Origin of the sequence: Paenibacillus intestini, assembly GCF_030803945.1 — a bacterium.
In the GTDB taxonomy this organism is placed as follows: Bacteria; Bacillota; Bacilli; order Paenibacillales; family Paenibacillaceae; genus Paenibacillus; species Paenibacillus polysaccharolyticus.
Map to the genome: position 1 here is coordinate 348,710 of NZ_JAURUN010000002.1, position 16,103 is coordinate 364,812.

At 44.4% G+C, this 16,103-nt stretch carries 19 protein-coding genes; all 19 read right to left on the minus strand.

The features are described from left to right. Positions 1 to 30 precede the first annotated feature (30 nt). The 19 genes from J2T16_RS06775 to fliJ all read right to left on the minus strand — a co-directional run bounded on the left by J2T16_RS06775 (position 31) and on the right by fliJ (position 16,095). A complete protein-coding gene (locus J2T16_RS06775; protein WP_499017997.1) occupies positions 31 to 918 on the minus strand; it encodes a MinD/ParA family protein in 888 nt (295 codons plus the stop codon). Then, on the minus strand, positions 915 to 2,282 hold the full coding sequence (gene flhF / locus J2T16_RS06780) for a flagellar biosynthesis GTPase FlhF (protein WP_499017998.1): 1,368 nt from the start codon (positions 2,280 to 2,282) through the stop codon (positions 915 to 917). Before flhF ends, J2T16_RS06775 begins: the two co-directional genes overlap by 4 nt. Then, positions 2,279 to 4,312, minus strand: coding sequence for a flagellar biosynthesis protein FlhA (flhA, locus tag J2T16_RS06785; protein WP_090923857.1), 2,034 nt, complete (start codon positions 4,310 to 4,312; stop codon positions 2,279 to 2,281). Before flhA ends, flhF begins: the two co-directional genes overlap by 4 nt. A 24-nt stretch (positions 4,313 to 4,336) precedes the next feature. After that, positions 4,337 to 5,419 carry a flagellar biosynthesis protein FlhB gene (gene flhB, locus J2T16_RS06790; RefSeq protein ID WP_499017999.1) on the minus strand — a complete coding sequence of 361 codons (1,083 nt, stop codon included), beginning with the start codon at positions 5,417 to 5,419 and terminating at the stop codon, positions 4,337 to 4,339. Positions 5,420 to 5,442: 23 nt separating this feature from the next. Continuing rightward, a complete protein-coding gene (gene fliR / locus J2T16_RS06795) occupies positions 5,443 to 6,231 on the minus strand; it encodes a flagellar biosynthetic protein FliR (RefSeq protein WP_090923859.1) in 789 nt (262 codons plus the stop codon). Positions 6,232 to 6,241: 10 nt separating this feature from the next. Further along, positions 6,242 to 6,511: a flagellar biosynthesis protein FliQ gene (gene fliQ, locus J2T16_RS06800; protein WP_090923860.1), complete on the minus strand. Its 270-nt coding sequence runs from the start codon at positions 6,509 to 6,511 to the stop codon at positions 6,242 to 6,244. Positions 6,512 to 6,536: 25 nt separating this feature from the next. After that, positions 6,537 to 7,292, minus strand: coding sequence for a flagellar type III secretion system pore protein FliP (gene fliP, locus J2T16_RS06805; protein WP_090923861.1), 756 nt, complete (start codon positions 7,290 to 7,292; stop codon positions 6,537 to 6,539). After that, positions 7,289 to 7,825, minus strand: coding sequence for a flagellar biosynthetic protein FliO (locus J2T16_RS06810; protein ID WP_090923949.1), 537 nt, complete (start codon positions 7,823 to 7,825; stop codon positions 7,289 to 7,291). The genes fliP and J2T16_RS06810 overlap by 4 nt, the downstream gene beginning before the upstream one ends. An 11-nt stretch (positions 7,826 to 7,836) precedes the next feature. Beyond that, complete coding sequence (locus J2T16_RS06815; protein WP_090923862.1) at positions 7,837 to 8,202, minus strand: response regulator; 366 nt, start codon at positions 8,200 to 8,202, stop codon at positions 7,837 to 7,839. Positions 8,203 to 8,230: 28 nt separating this feature from the next. Continuing rightward, entirely contained in the window at positions 8,231 to 9,532 is a 1,302-nt protein-coding gene (gene fliY / locus J2T16_RS06820) for a flagellar motor switch phosphatase FliY (RefSeq protein WP_090923863.1), read from the minus strand. Then, positions 9,522 to 10,520, minus strand: coding sequence for a flagellar motor switch protein FliM (gene fliM, locus J2T16_RS06825; protein WP_090923864.1), 999 nt, complete (start codon positions 10,518 to 10,520; stop codon positions 9,522 to 9,524). Before fliM ends, fliY begins: the two co-directional genes overlap by 11 nt. Positions 10,521 to 10,559: 39 nt before the next feature. Further along, a complete protein-coding gene (locus tag J2T16_RS06830; RefSeq protein WP_090923865.1) occupies positions 10,560 to 11,018 on the minus strand; it encodes a flagellar basal body-associated FliL family protein in 459 nt (152 codons plus the stop codon). Beyond that, positions 11,018 to 11,239 (minus strand): flagellar FlbD family protein, encoded by a 222-nt coding sequence (locus J2T16_RS06835; RefSeq protein ID WP_056700597.1) that lies wholly within the window; start codon positions 11,237 to 11,239, stop codon positions 11,018 to 11,020. The genes J2T16_RS06830 and J2T16_RS06835 overlap by 1 nt, the downstream gene beginning before the upstream one ends. A gap of 66 nt (positions 11,240 to 11,305) precedes the next feature. Then, on the minus strand, positions 11,306 to 12,124 hold the full coding sequence (gene flgG, locus J2T16_RS06840; protein ID WP_221790561.1) for a flagellar basal body rod protein FlgG: 819 nt from the start codon (positions 12,122 to 12,124) through the stop codon (positions 11,306 to 11,308). An 81-nt stretch (positions 12,125 to 12,205) separates the two neighbouring features. Further along, positions 12,206 to 12,535: a TIGR02530 family flagellar biosynthesis protein gene (locus J2T16_RS06845; RefSeq protein WP_418792798.1), complete on the minus strand. Its 330-nt coding sequence runs from the start codon at positions 12,533 to 12,535 to the stop codon at positions 12,206 to 12,208. A gap of 50 nt (positions 12,536 to 12,585) precedes the next feature. Beyond that, positions 12,586 to 13,143 (minus strand): flagellar hook capping FlgD N-terminal domain-containing protein, encoded by a 558-nt coding sequence (locus J2T16_RS06850; protein WP_090923868.1) that lies wholly within the window; start codon positions 13,141 to 13,143, stop codon positions 12,586 to 12,588. A 19-nt stretch (positions 13,144 to 13,162) separates the two neighbouring features. Beyond that, a complete protein-coding gene (locus J2T16_RS06855; RefSeq protein WP_499018002.1) occupies positions 13,163 to 14,626 on the minus strand; it encodes a flagellar hook-length control protein FliK in 1,464 nt (487 codons plus the stop codon). Between the two features lie 37 nt (positions 14,627 to 14,663). Then, the gene (locus J2T16_RS06860) at positions 14,664 to 15,602 is read right to left on the minus strand and encodes a MotE family protein (protein ID WP_336122372.1); all 939 of its coding nucleotides are present in this window, start codon (positions 15,600 to 15,602) and stop codon (positions 14,664 to 14,666) included. Positions 15,603 to 15,645: 43 nt separating this feature from the next. Then, positions 15,646 to 16,095, minus strand: coding sequence for a flagellar export protein FliJ (fliJ, locus tag J2T16_RS06865; protein ID WP_090923871.1), 450 nt, complete (start codon positions 16,093 to 16,095; stop codon positions 15,646 to 15,648). Between the last annotated feature and the right edge of the window lie 8 nt (positions 16,096 to 16,103).

The following is a 16,103-nucleotide window of genomic DNA, read 5'->3' on the forward strand; positions in this document are numbered from 1 at the left end:
TGTGTCACCTCTGTTTCCTTTTTTCAGAAATCATGTTGTTCGTTTAAGCCACTTTTTCATAAATCCTCTGATTCCTGACAAGGTTCCGGATTCCGGAGCTGCAGGTACAGCCAGATATCGAAGAGCAAGTTTTTGTATATCTTTAGAAGCCTTGCAATGAGGATAGGCTAATCGATAAGGCATCTGTTTCTTTACTGCTGTCACAACCTGAGCATCCTCTGAAATATACCCAAGAAGCGGGATATCTGTTTGCAAAAACCTTCTCGCCACTCCAGCTATTTTATCTGCTACACGCTCCGCCTCCCTTTCATCTTCAACCCGATTTACAATCATTCGAAAAGGAGTTGCGTGCTCCTCGCCGTGCATGACTTTAACTAAGGCATAAGCATCTGTTATTGAAGTCGGTTCAGGAGTAGTTACAATCAGGCATTCATCAGCAGCGCCGATGAATCTCATATTTTCCCTGGAAAGGCCAGCCCCGGTATCGAAAATGACGTAATCCATCTCTTGCGCAATGTCCTCCACCTCACTGGCAAAAAACTCCAGATCCCGATCAGACAAGGAGAATAATTCCTTCATCCCCGACCCCCCCGCAATATATGGCAGGCCATCAGCACCAAGTTGTATGATTTCCCTTATAGTTTTATGTCGGTATAAAAGATGATACAGATTATAGGAAGAAGAAGTTCCCATTAAAACATCGATATTTGCCATACCGATATCTGCATCAAACACCAGCACTTTTTTACCCATAGAATGAAGAGTCAGTGCAAAGTTTAATGTGAAATTGGACTTGCCTACCCCACCTTTACCACTAGCTACCGTAATAATTTTGGAGGAACGGCTACTCACTTTGCTTTTATCGCTCTCGAGTGGCGCGGAGACCAAACTTCGGAGTGATGCTGCCTGATCCTTCATTGTTGTGTCCCGTCTCCCAATAACGCATGGGACAACCATTCCACATTGGGCTTCAGCAGATCATCAGGAACATTCTGACCATTTGCCACATAAGCAAGTTTGAGCGGGAAACGATGTAGAAGATTAAAGAGCGGACCGCAAGTTCCTGTTTCATCCATTTTGGTAAAGATCACTTTATCCAATCCATATTTACTGAAATGCTCAGTAATTTGTACCATATCCATGCTTTTCGCAGTCATACTCATCACCAGAAAGGTTTCACTGTTCTCAACTGGAGCAAGTAAACTCTGCAGTTCGGAGACAAGCAATTCATTTCTATAGTTTCTGCCTGCCGTATCCATAAAGATCAGATCGCAGTTTTCTAGCCGTGATATGGCACGTTGCGTATCTCCTGGCGACTGCACAACTTCAAGCGGCACGTTCAGAATCGATGCATACGTTCTTAGCTGTTCAACTGCAGAGATACGGTACGTATCTGACGTAATAAAACCAACTTTACGCTGTTTTTTAAACATCTGCTCCGCAGCCAGTTTGGCAATCGTTGTTGTTTTTCCTACTCCTGTAGGTCCAGCCACATATACAATTCGAGTGCTAGGCATGATGCCCTCTTGAATACGGTCTTTCAGAAAAGTCGCTATCTCCAACCGAAGTGCCTCTTCAACATCCGATTCTTGCAATTTACCTTCAGCTAACCCCTGCTCAATAGGTTCAAACCAGGATTCCCATACTTCCGGCCAAATTTCTTGGTCCGCAAGCCGCTCCTGGCTCTTCATTAATTCTTCAGGAATTGTTGTCGCAACTGTTCCTTGCTTGGAAAGCTTGGTCATCATCTGCTTCAAGTCCTGTAACTCGTTCAACAGCATATCCTGCTGCTGATCCATACCACGATCTTGGATACTAGGCGTTGAACCCGAAAAATCCGCCCCTTGCGGTCGCGGTTTATGCTCACTGCTCAGAAAATCTGAGCCGTAATCCATTTTTTCATCTATTCCACTTGATTTGGATACAGATGGAACAGCCGCCGTTTTCTCCTGCCCTTTTTGGTCCACCGCCGCTACAGTTTCCCTTGCATCGGAACCCCCTACAAACGAACGAGCGGTCTGAGCATAAGCTTCAGGTACAAACGAACGAGGCACAGGCGTAAATGAATTTTGCGCCTTCTTAACAGAAGAACCATTCGCCTGATTAGGCTGCTCTTTATCTACTGCTGCAACCACTTCGATACGTTTTTTGCGGAACATCCCGAGCACTCCGCCCACCTTGATTTCTTTGGTGGACAGAATGACGGCATCACTTCCCAGGTCTTTGCGAATTTGAAGCATAGCTTCGGGCATGGTCTCAACAACGTATTGTTTTACTCTCATAAGTTCACCACCCCGATACTTTGAATTTCAACATTCGGCTCCAACTCGCTATAGGAAAGCACCGGAATATCCTGCATCGTTCTTTCAATCACCTGACGCAGATACATTCGAATGGTTGGAGAAGTTAACACGATGGGCTGTTGACCCGATTGAATTAATCGATTTACTTGTTCACTCAGCTTTTGGTACACACTTTGAGTAGAGACCGGATCCAGTGCAAGATAGCTACCTTGCTCCGATTGTTGCACACTTTCAGCAATTTTCTTCTCAAGTCCTGGTCCTACCGTGATCACTTGAAGGGTTTCGCCTTTTTGCGAGAATTGTTGTGTAATCTGACGAGATAACGATTGTCTAACGTACTCCGTTAACACATCTGGATCCTTCGTATAAGTTCCATAGTCTGCAAGTGTTTCAAAAATGGTAACCATATCTCGAATCGATACTTTTTCACGTAGCAACTTGGCTAGTACCTTTTGTACATCACCAATCGAGAGAACGGAAGGAATCAACTCATCCACCAGTGCAGCATAATTCTCTCTAAGGTTGTCCACAAGTGCCTTCGTCTCTTGTCTTCCAAGCAATTCGTGCGCATGTTTCTTGATTAGTTCTGTTAGATGAGTCGCAACGACAGAAGGCGGGTCGACTACCGTATATCCAGCGAGCTCTGCCCGATCTTTAGTCACTTCATCAATCCATAGCGCAGGCAAACCAAATGCCGGCTCTGTTGTTTCAATTCCTGTTACAGATTCTTCATCATATCCAGGACTCATCGCAAGATAATGGTTCAGCAGCAGTTCTCCGCCACCAACCGCATTACCCTTAATTTTGATCACATACTCATTAGGTCTTAGTTGAATATTGTCACGAATACGGATGACTGGTACTACCAAACCCAGTTCAAGAGCACATTGTCTTCGGATCATAATGATTCGATCCAACAAGTCTCCACCTTGTTGATTATCAGCCAGTGGAATCAGCCCGTAACCAAACTCGAATTCTATCGGATCTACCTGAAGCAAATTAATAACACTTTCAGGACTTCTGACTTCTTCGATCTGCTGTTCTTCTTCCATTTGTTCTTCTGCTTCCTGTTTCAAATTCAGATTATTCTGCATTCGCCAGGCAGCATAAGCAAGAACACCTGCCAGCGGGAGCGTTGTAATCACATGAATTGGAGTGAAGAATCCCAGCATCGCGATAACAAAAGCTACGATATAAATGAGTATCGGATATGTAAACAACTGGCCAGTAATGTCATCCGCCAAGTTTCCTTCCGATGAGGCTCTAGTCACGATCAACCCCGCTGCTGTCGAAATGAGAAGCGCAGGAATCTGACTAACCAATCCGTCCCCTATCGTCAAAACCGAGTATGTGGAGAGTGATGTTGAAAAATCGTAACCATGTACTGTCATACCGATGATAAAGCCACCGATCAGGTTAATCAGGAGAATGATAATACTTGCAATCGCATCCCCTTTTACGAATTTGCTGGCACCATCCATCGCCCCGTAAAAGTCAGCTTCACGTTCAATTTTGGAACGACGCTCACGGGCCTGCTGTTCGTTGATTAATCCAGCATTCAAGTCCGCATCGATACTCATTTGTTTACCGGGCATTGCATCAAGGGTGAACCTTGCTGCTACTTCAGCCACACGCTCAGATCCTTTGGTAATAACGATAAACTGTACCACCACCAGGATCAAAAACACGACAAACCCGATGGCTATCTGCCCGCCAGCTATCCAGCTACCAAAGGTAGCAACAACGGCTCCCGCATCCCCTTTACCAAGGATCAGCTTCGTGGTTGAGATATTTAGTGCCAAACGGAACAAAGTAGTAATGAGCAGCAAAGCCGGAAATATGGAAAACTGCAACGCTTCTTTGCTGTTCATGGCAACAAGCAAGATCATCAAAGCAATAGAGATGTTGACAACAAGCAGCATATCGAGCAGCCAGACCGGGATCGGGAGAATCATCATCAACACAATGCCGATAATCCCCGCAAGGATAGCTAAATCTTTTGTTTTCAATGAATGTATGGCCTCCGATCCCTGTTATTTCGTTCTGCCCTTAAGTTTATATACATAAGCCAGCACTTCGGCTACAGCTTGGAACAAATCGGCTGGTATAGCGTCACCAATCTCAGCTCTCTGGAACAATGCCCGTGCCAGTGGTTTGTTTTCCATTGTTATCACACCGTGTTCTTTGGCAATTTCTTTAATGCGCAGAGCCACATAATCCTGCCCTTTAGCAATAATTTGCGGAGCTTCCATCTCAGACCCTTCATACTTCAATGCTACAGCAAAGTGTGTCGGGTTTGTGATGATTACATCCGCATTTGGTACTTCCTGCATCATACGCTGCATAGCCATACGACGCTGACGCTCCCGAATTTTGCCCTTGATTAGCGGATCGCCTTCCATTTTCTTATACTCATCCTTAATATCTTGCTTGGACATACGAAGTTTTTTTTCGTTGTCATACTTTTTGTAGATGTAGTCGAATATAGCCAAAACCATTAATGCTACGGAAATCTTAACACCGAGGTTCAAGGTTATTGAAGCAGCAAAGTGTAAAATTGCATCCAGTGAGAAATGGGAAAGTCCTGCTATGTCTGCCTTGTAACTGATAAGGGTGCTGTATACCATGTAACCAATAATTGTCATTTTAAAGACTGTCTTGGCGAATTCTACCAATGAATTCAGCGAGAATATATTTTTGAAGCCCTTAATCGGATCCAGCTTCTCAAGCTTCGGCTTTAATCCCTCACCTACGAGGAGAAATCCAACCTGCATATAGTTCACAAGTAAGGCTACAAGGTAAGCAACAATCAAAACAGGTGCAAGCAATAACATAACTTCTATTCCATACCGCATCATCAGAGCCATCACATTCTCACTATTCACTTCCATGCTCAGCCTGTTCATGAAAATATCCGTGAATAATCGAACGATACGCACCTTGTAAAAATCACTAAAAGTCATAAGGATTAAAAATGTAAAAAGCAGAATGGATGCTCCTGATATTTCTGTGCTCTTAACAACCTGTCCCTTTTTACGGGCATCATTTCTCTTCTTGGGAGTGGCTTTTTCCGTCTTCTCTCCGGAAAATAACTGGAGGTCGAGTTGAAGTTTCATGTGAGTTTTACCCTCCATTTCCCTCATCCCGGCCTTTGCCCAATTGTGCCAAGCAATTTCTCCATGGATTTGAATATCGCTTCAAATAATTGACTAAATATAAATCCAAAGCTGGGAACAAGCAAAAGCAAAATGGCCAAACCAACAAGCAATTTAAGTGGCATTCCGACAGCAAAAACATTAAATTGTGGAGCCGTTTTGGCCAGAAACCCCAAGCCTACATCTGTCAAAAATAACGCTACAACAATGGGAGCTGCCATCTGAAAGGCTAACATAAAAGATTGTCCCAACGTTCGCACCAAAAATTCTGCTATACTTCCGTCTGCCAGTCTCATATAAAATTGATTGGATAATGGAATCCAGCGGTAACTGTACACAACTCCATCTAACAAATAATGATGACCATTCATTGTCAAAAAGAGCAGCATCGCAAAAGCGTATTTCAGGTTACCTGTAAGCGGTGCAGATGCACCAGTCATGGGGTCGTAAACATTAGCCATACCAAAACCGATCTGAAGATCGATGAATGTACCAGCTGTCTGGACTGCAGTCATCAGAAGGTAGGCTGTAAACCCTAAAAGCAGGCCAACAATGATTTCTCTGATAACCAGCAGGATATAACTCAAGTCAGTCGGTACAGTTTGGTTAATGCCAAAGGTCATGTAAACTGTCAACGTAACAAAAGCAGATATGCCCACCTTAAATGAAGTTGGTACATTTCGAGCTGAAAAAACCGGTGCTGTTACAAAAAATGAGGCTATTCGACAAAACATAAGCAGAGCAACAGGGAAACTTTGCAGCAATGTCTCCATCGGCTAAAGCCTACCCTACGTATCTGTATAGATTATCGAGTATGTTAAACGTGAAATCCATCAATATATTCAAGATCCAAGGCCCAAACATAAGTACTGCTAACAGTACTGCAACAATTTTGGGTACAAAGGCGAGCGTTTGCTCCTGAATTTGAGTCGTTGCTTGAAAAATACTAATAGCAAGTCCTACAACCAGAGCTAGTATAAGCATAGGTGCACTGGCCAGCAATGACGTGTATACTGCTTTTCCGGCCAGACCGATAATAAACTCCGAAGTCATGACCGTCCTCCTTTAACGCTCCGGTTCAAGTATTAAAACTCAGCAACAGTGACTTGACTACCAGATACCACCCGTCCACCAGAACAAAGAGCAGTATTTTGAAAGGTAATGAGATCATGACCGGGGGAAGCATCATCATACCCATGGCCATGAGTGTACTCGCCACAACGATGTCGATCACCAGGAAAGGAATAAATATCATAAATCCCATCTGGAAAGCTGTTTTGAGCTCACTGATTGCATATGCCGGTACCATTACCGTGATTGGAATATCCTGATACGATTTCGGCTGTTCCGCCTGATTGTATTTCATGAACAGCAAGATATCCTTCTCACGTGTATGAGTAAACATAAATTTTTTAATCGGATCTGCTGCCTTTTCCAGCGCCTCCGTTTGTGTCAAATCTCCTTTAAGATAAGGCTGTAATGCAACCTGATTAATAGAAGATAACGTAGGAGACATGATGAAAAGTGTAAGAAAAAGGGCCAGACCGACCAATACCTGATTCGGAGGCATCTGCTGGGTTCCGAGTGAAGTTCGGACAAACCCAAGCACAATCACAATCCGAGTAAAACTGGTCATCAGTACCAGCAATGCCGGGGCTATGCTAAGCACCGTAATTAATAGAATAATAGATAATGAACTAGTACTTGGCGTGCTGCCATCACCGTTCCCAATCTGTATATCAATATTAGGAATCGGCTCGGCAAAAGCCACCGTAACGGATGCCAGGCTGATAAGTCCTACGAAACAACACGCTAACCAAATCTTTTTCTTCATGAATCCCTCGACCGATCTGTAGTATTGTCTTGATCCAGGAGCTTCTCCATCTTCTCTTTACGGTTTGGCATCTGCCGAAGTTTGGATTCAAACATCTCATGAAAAGAAGCAGTGTCCTCAATTTCCATTTCCCGAGGCGGTTCTTCTTTACGAAGACGTTTAGCGAGCTTGGCTATGATGGGTGGGAGGTTTCCTTGCTGTGAAACAGCATCCCGTTCAAAGGAATCCACAATTCTCTGTGCTTCTTCCAAATCCGAAACCTTATCCAGCAGCTGTATATTCTCGCCCACACCGATCAAATAAACGTTTCCGCCAATCTCTAAAATTTGCAGTGACTTGTTTTGTCCTAGTCCGACCCCGCCCAAAATGCGAATGGTTCCGCTTCGAAACCATTGCTGATTTCGTTTGTTCAAGAATCGGATCAGGTAGACAATAAGAACCAGGATGACGGCCAGGACAACAATCACCCATACTAGCTGTAGATAATAATTGATTCCTGCGCCAGCTGGTTCTGGAGTACCCCCCTGAGCCATCAACATGCTTCTTAAGCTCCCAGTGTTTTGCTGATTGCTTCGATAACCCGATCAGATTGGAAAGGTTTAACGATAAAATCTTTGGCTCCAGCTTGAATGGCATCAATAACCATCGCTTGTTGGCCCATTGCAGAACACATAATTACTTTTGCATTTGCATCAATTTTTTTAATTTCTTTCAGAGCAGCAATACCATCCATCTCAGGCATTGTAATATCCATTGTAATCAGATCCGGACGAAGTTCCTTGAACTTCTCAACGGCTTGTGCACCATCTGGTGCTTCTCCTACGACTTCGTACCCATTTTTGGACAAAATGTCCCGGATCATCATTCTCATAAATGCAGCGTCGTCTACGACTAAAATTCGGTTTGCCATGTTGGTTCAAATCCTCCCTGAATTGTGCTTATTGTAATTTCTGAATACGGTCCCATTGGCTTAGAATATCTATAACACGAACACCAAAGTTTTCGTCAATGACGACAACTTCACCCTTGGCGATCAGTTTGTTATTTACCAAAATATCAACAGGTTCACCAGCCAACTTATCCAGTTCGACAATCGAACCTTGTGATAGTTCCAATATATCTTTAATTTGCTTTTGGGTCCTTCCTAATTCTACGGTGACTTTAAGGGGAATGTCCATCAATAAATTCAAATTGTTCTCGTCTACATTAGCAAAAGCCCCATTTTGCAAATTGGCGAATTGAACAGGCTGTACATTCACATTCCTATTTGGCGCAGCACCATAGTGTTGAGGCTCACCATAGGCTGGCTGTGGTGGCATATGATATGGTTGCTGCGGTGGCATACCGTATGGTTGCTGTGGAGGCATACCTTGAGGCATCCCCATCGGAGCTTGACCATATCCACTATAGTCCTGAACAGGCTGCTGTGGAGCCTGTGGAGGCATCTGTTGCTGAGCCGGCGGCTGTTCCATAACCGGTGGCGGCGTTGGTGGTGCCACTGGCGCCGGAGCAGGCTCGGGTGTTGAAGCTACAGGAGCACTGGAGGTCGACTCTTGAGCACCTCCAATTAACATATCCACCATGTTTTTCGCAAAATGTACAGGAAGCAACTGCATCAAATTCGAATCAATCAGATCCCCTACTAACAGACGGAATGAAACTTGAATGAGTGTTTCATCTGGTGGTAGATTGGTCACACCTTCGCCGCTTTCCAAGTTGAGAATATCAATCCCTGGAGGAGAAATATTAACAAACCGGTTGAAGATGGTCGACATAGATGTGGCAGAAGACCCCATCATTTGGTTCATCGCTTCCTGTACCGCGCTAATGTGAATTTCGTTCAATTCTTCGTCGACCGGATTCCCCTCACCGCCCAGCATTAAATCAGCGATAATTTGCGCATCTCTCTTTTTGATAACCAGTGAGTTAATGCCTTCGAATCCATCCACATAGTTCACATGAACAGCAACATGTGGCTTAGGGAACGCTTCTTCGAACTGTGTTCGGCTAATAATTGATACTTTAGGTGTTGTAATATCCACTTTAAGGCCTAATAGTGTGGACAACGCAGTCGCAGCACTGCCAAAAGTGATGTTACCAATCTCCCCCAAGGCATCCTGTTCCAGCTCCGTCAGAAAATCATCAACCGTTTTCTCAGCGGGTTCAGAACTCGAGATGGATTCCGATTGCCGAAGCAAAGCGTCGATCTCTTCCTGGGATAAATAATCCTTACTCGTCAAATTCTTCAACTCCTTCGGTGACAATTTGATCTATTTGCACAGCCACACGGTCCTTAATCGTTCCCGGACTGCCAATATACTTCAGTCTGTCACCAACTTTAATGGAAAGCCCCTCTTCCACCGGTTTATTCAGCGTAATGACATCGCCAACCGATAATCCTAAAAACTCGGCTATCGAAATTCTGGATTCACCAAGTTCGGCTACAACAGGTAATTTGGCTTTGTTTACACGTGATCTCAGCGCTTCGTATTCTTCCGGAGCTCTCGTTTTCTTCTCTGAAACAAACCACTGATGTGTTGATAACCGGGACATAATAGGCTCAAGAACGACATGCGGTATACACAAATTGATCATGCCTGTGGTATCGCCGATTTTGGTACTTAGCGAGATCAAGGCAATGGTCTCATTGGGAGATACAATCTGCATAAACTGAGGATTCGTCTCCAGTGCTTCCATTCTAGGCGAGATATCCAGTACCGTCTTCCAGGCTTCCTGCAAACTTTCGAAGGCTCGGCTGAATATGCGTTCCATAATCGTCGTTTCAATTTCTGTCATGCTTGCAATTTTGGTCGGAGCACTGCCTGTACCTCCTAGCAGACGATCCAGCATCGCATATCCCACATTCGGGTGAACCTCCATGACCATTCGTCCCTGTAATGGCTCTGCTTCGAAAATGTTCAAAATCGTCATCTTGGGAATAGAACGGATAAACTCGTCATAAGGCAACTGTTCTACCTGCACAACATTGATCTGAACGAACGTCCGCAGCTGGGCCGAAAAATAAGTGGTGAGAAAACGAGCAAAGTTTTCGTGAATACGCGTCAGACTTCGAATGTGATCCTTGGAGAAACGCACTGCCCGTTTAAAATCGTAAGACCTGATTTTCTTCTGAGTTTCTTCCTTTTTCAATTCCTCGGCGTCCATTTCGCCTGAAGAAAGGGCTGCTAATAGGGCGTCAATCTCGTTTTGTGATAATACATCCACCATGTTCTCACCCCCTTACAGGTCTACAGCTTGTTCTATTCATTACATTGGTGCTATAACAATGTCTGAAACACTTGTGCTTTTCAAGTTCGGCTCAGGCAATGCCTCATTAATTAGCCCCGTTAGTTTCTCATTGAATTGTTTCATACCTTTTGCCGAACTCAGTGCCTCAGCCTTGGTATCCGCAAGCGTCTCAATAATGATTGGCTTAACCGTAATACTTTTAATTTTCTCAAAGTCTTCTTTAGCTTTCTTATCCGACAACTTGAAAGAGAAACTAACCATAATAATACGATCTGCATCAGCCAAATTGGTCTTAATCTGTCCAAGCTCGGATGAAACCTCTACAATTTCATCTGCTGTCAGCTTTTTTTCTTCAGCAGCTGCCGCTGTATGTGTATTGTCGTTCTTGTTTTGACTTTGCATAAATACAAAAACTACGACCACAATGAGTGTGATTGCAAGCAACGTTGTTGCAATCCAGGGCATCATCTTTTTCATCAGGACTCCTCCGTTTGCTGCACTTTAATCGTGGCTGCCTGAACTCCAATTTCACGGTTGTATTCTTTGATTTTGGAAATCACTTCATCGGCCTTTTCAAGCACGATTAATCTTTTTCCCGTTACCAGAGTAATATACGTGTCCGGCGTCTCTTCCACGATTTCGACCATCAGCGCATTTAACCACATGGGAGAACCATTTAACCGCGTAACTGAAATCATGTCAAGCCCCCTCAATCATAGTGGAGGAGCAAGCTCCCCCACCATTTCAAAATCACTAATCAGTTATTATCGTTTCAGGTTAACGACCTCTTGAAGAATTTCGTCTGATGTTGTAATGATCCGGGAGTTCGCTTGGAAGCCACGCTGTGACACAATCATCTCGGTAAACTCATTCGTCAAATCAACATTGGACATTTCGAGCTGACCAGCAATGATAGCCCCTGTACCGTCTTCTGCACTATTTGCTGTAACTGGATCAAGTACCCCATCCGGATTGGCATTCGCCGTCATACGATACAAGTTGCCGCCAATTTTCTCAAGACCTGCAGGATTAACAACTTTACCAATCCCCAGCTGCGCTCCGGCTTGAACCGTTCCATCAGCCATCGTCTGATTGATAAAACCATCCTGACCGATTGTGAATGAAACCACATCATCCTCAAGAGTAATGTTGGCACCACCATTATCCAATACGAACAAGCCATCAGAAGTTACCAGGTTCCGGGCAGCATCAACATGGAAATCACCCGCACGAGTCAAGTAAGGTACAGTTTGCGCATCACTCAAGCGTACCAGAAAAAATCCATCTCCATTAATTCGAAGGTCAGTAGGATTATTGGTGGTCATCGGGCTACCAGCCAAATGCATTGTGTCAATCGACCCTACTGAAACACCTAGACCGATTTGCTGTGCATTGACACCACCAGAAGGTGCATCCGTTGGAGCCGTTACCCCTTTAGTCGTTTGGCTCATAATGTCTTTGAACATCACTCGGCTTCCTTTAAATCCAACCGTGTTTACGTTCGCGATATTGTTACCAATGACATCGAGTTTGGTTTGAAAACCCCTCATCCCGGAAACGCCTGAGTACATCGATTTCAACATTTTACAAAATCCTCCCAGCCTTAAATTGGTTGCCGCATCAGTCGGTCAGCGGCATTCCGGCTCCCGAGAAGGGCCAGCCGGCTATGAAATAATTACAGCACTATCGATTTGAGTAAAGACATTATCTTTCATACTTTCACTATCCATTGCTGTAACGACAGTACGATTTTTGACATTGACGATAAAAGCCATATCCTGCATCAAAATGAGTGACTCTTTTGCCCCCTTGGCAGCAGCCTTGTCCAGTGCAGAACCAATTTGTTTCATTTGTTCGGTTTTCAACTCGATACCACGTTGTTCTAATCGTTTAGCTGCATGATTGCTGAGTTTTAAAAGGTTATCTTCCAGTACTTGAGCAAAGGGTTTAGACGGTGTGCCAGATGTGTCTCCCGTTTGGGGTTTGCGAAGCATATTTGGAGTAACAGGACCCGTATATAACTGTCCAACGGTTATACGGTCACTCATATGCTCTGCTCTCGATCTTCAGGTTCACTCGTCCCGGCATTCACATCAGACGGGTTACTACCATTAGTATTTGTAGCATCACTTTGAACGTTCTGGGCAGCTGACTTCGTTTCCTCAGCTTGCTTGGCACGATTCACCTGAATGATTTCATCCAGTTTAATTTCGTCGTTGCCCACCTTCGCATACTGAACGCCGTCTCGCACAATGATTGAATCTACAGTCCCCTGACGAAGCGTACCACTGTCTGTTTTATCAGAAGAAAGCCAACTGATTTCCATACCGATCATACCCGATACCGCTCCAAGTGACTGATTTAACGTTTTAAGCTGCGTAGAGATGTTAACCAGTTGCTCCACTGAGCTAAATTGCGCCATTTGAGCGATAAACTCTTTATCTTCCATCGGCTGCATCGGATCCTGATTCTGCAACTGTGTAATCAAAATTTTCAGAAATTGATCCTTACCAAGTTCTTTCGTTGCAGCACTTGTTGTGGCTCTATTTGCAGCCGCGTAATTAGGCCAAGTATTATTAGTAGAAACAATTTCATTTGCCATATATTCACCTCATCCCTGTTTAAGCCTCTGCAGTAAATGACTCTCTCTGAATTTCGCTACCTTCCACCTGCTCGCTACGCCAGTTGCGCAACTCTTCCTGCAGCCCCGCGGCTGTCACAGCTTCATCGGTATGCTCCCCACGCTCACGGGAACGTTTTTGTTGCTGAGATTGATTTCCTTGTTGACGTCCGCCATCCTGATACATTTCAGATCCGAGCGAACTGTTCTGAGTGACCTCGAGCCGTTCCACCTGAATGCCCTGAGATTGTAACGAGGAACGTAACTGCATCATCTGTTGTTCAAGCATGTCTTTCGCCATGACATGTTCAGTCATGAACCTGGCAACCAATTGTCCGTTTTGCAACGTAATCTGTACATCCAATTTTCCCAAATGTTCAGGGCGGAGAGAGATTGTGGCTTCAGAAAATCCTTTTTGATTCACGATATCCAGCTTGCTAACCACAAATTGCGTCATTTCTTTGGCAAAATTCGTTGCTTGCATGACAGGCTCAGCGGGTTTGCTCACGACTGTACCTGAGCTTCGCAAGGACAACTCGCCAGCTGTTACAATGTTTGAATGATGGATTGCAGGTTGCGCATCGGCAACGGGTGTTGAGTCATTTTTAACCGTCACTGTTGTTGCTTTAGCTTCTGTTTGAACTGTTGCTGATGCAGTCGTCTGAGGTGTTATCCCATCTGTTTTGGACGCTGTAGTCGGAGCACCGTTAGGTGTTTGAACAGCTGCATCCTTTATTGCTGAGAATGTATTCAGTATCGATTTGAGTTCAGACCAACCCTTTTTCCCATCCGTTTCGACTCCAGCTTCCTTCAACTGACTCTGCAACTGCTGAAGTAAATGTTGGAATTCCGGAGCACTCTTGACTACATTAGGACCTGGTTTAAGAACTTCCGTTGCCAATTGTGTCAGCACATCCTGTAATACAAAACGGACTGCAGCTGGATGCTGAGACAGTTCAACAGCAGATGCAGATGTAGGAGCTTGATCTAAATTAGAACCAACCTCACTTAGTGAAGCTTGCTGATTTCCATCTGAATCTTTATTTAATAATGCGTACAATTGCTGGATCAACGATTGAAGACCTGCAAGCAAGGCCGGATCATTTCCCAGAGCTTTGTCTAACGTATCCAGATCACCAAATAATTTTTCAAGCATTTCCATCAAACCTGACGAATCCGTACCAACTAATAGTGAACTTAACGCGTCCGTTACAGATGTGTTATTTTCTTCATTTTCTGAGGCAAAAGTAAACATCAACGGAGCAGACGTCTTTGTTGTTACTGCACCATTCGTTCCATCAGTACCCTCACCAGTTCCGCTTCCCCCAGCCAATGACTGTGCCAGCGTCTGCAAGAACTCAGCTCCAGTTCCTGTAACCGAACCTTTAGACTGCGCTGTTGATGACTGTGTTGAACCAGAAGTTTTGGAATAAGCCCCAGCGTTCATTTGATATACGAGTGACATTTTTTCACCTCCCCTCCATGCATTAAGAATAGAGTTGTTACTTATTGCCCATTAGCCGATTCAACACTTTGGCTGTCTCAACCGAATCTTCTTTAGACATGTTCTCAAGCAACTGGGATCGTGTTGCATCATTAACTGAATTGAGTATGGTCAGTGTTTTATCCGGACTAATTTTATAGGTTTCGAGCAATAGTTTGGCTCCGCTTGACGCAGACATCGAAGCAAAGGTCTGGCTTAACTGATTTTTATCCAAATTTTTACTATTAGTTCCTGTTGTCGTGGTCGTTGCTGCTGTTTCCTTTTTCAATCGGGACTGCAGGGCATCCAAGGCAAGATCGCCTGAAGGCTTCGCATCCTTCATCAGCATGGTCACATCCGCTGCAGTCTTCGGATCCATCTTTTCCAGCACCTTCGTCCGGGCAGTCGACTGCATCGCGCTCAACATAAGCACCATTTCTTCATTCGTCATATTTTGCAAAATCGGAGCGGCTTTACTTGGGCTCATATCAGCGTACATTTTAGCCAGACTTTTAATCTGCTTCTGATAATCACTTTCGGTTTCCGGTTCAGAAGTTGCAGCTGTTTCAGAAGCCTTATTTGCATCATCCAATTTCTTTTGCAAATCAGCTGTTTTCTGCGTCTCCACAGTAGCCGCATCTTTGGCCGCTTTCAGCTCTGCTTCTTTCGCTGTGACCTGAGATTTTAGCTTTTCAATCGTTGCTTCCGCACTTTCAACCTGCTTTTCGCTCTTTTCCAACTTCTCTTTCTCCGGATCAAGCACCGGATCAGGTACCCAATTCTTGACTACAGGAATTTTTTTGGCAAGTTCGAGCGCGTTATTTCGAATATCTACATTAAATAGAGTAAGCAGTACACCTAAGAGCACAACCGTGAATACAATCGGGATCGAAATCATGAGAAACTTTTCCCATCCACTCCCGGACTCTTTTTCGATATCAGTGTCTTTTACAGCCACCGTTCATTCCTCCTTCACGAGACAACTTCGCATCCGGCTCACATCAGTTCGCGCGGGCTTTGGCGGCGAAGCGTACAGTAGCCATCTCGTCCAGATCGTTCTGTTCCCGGAGGAGCATCTCCTGCTGAAATCTGCCTTTAGCCTTATCTCTCGCTCCAAGCCACACTTTTTCGTCAACTACTTTACCATTCAGAAAGCTCTGATTCCGCTGCACATTGACCTGAGCATGCTCCACATCACTGTTCTTACGCGATATACATTCGTCAAGGTGATATGCATATCGTTGCATTTCCTGCAAACTGGATACGGAAGCACAATTTTCAGTTGCCGCTTGAATAATGTTCATCAAATTATTTCGATCATTAATCAATTGCAACAAATGCTCTTCTTCCGTCTGAAGTTTACCGATCGCTGTGGATAACATCCATTCTGCCTGTGTCTTCTCATTGCTTTTCAGGTCAACAACCTTCTGGAAATGATATCGAAATTTCATCGTTTACC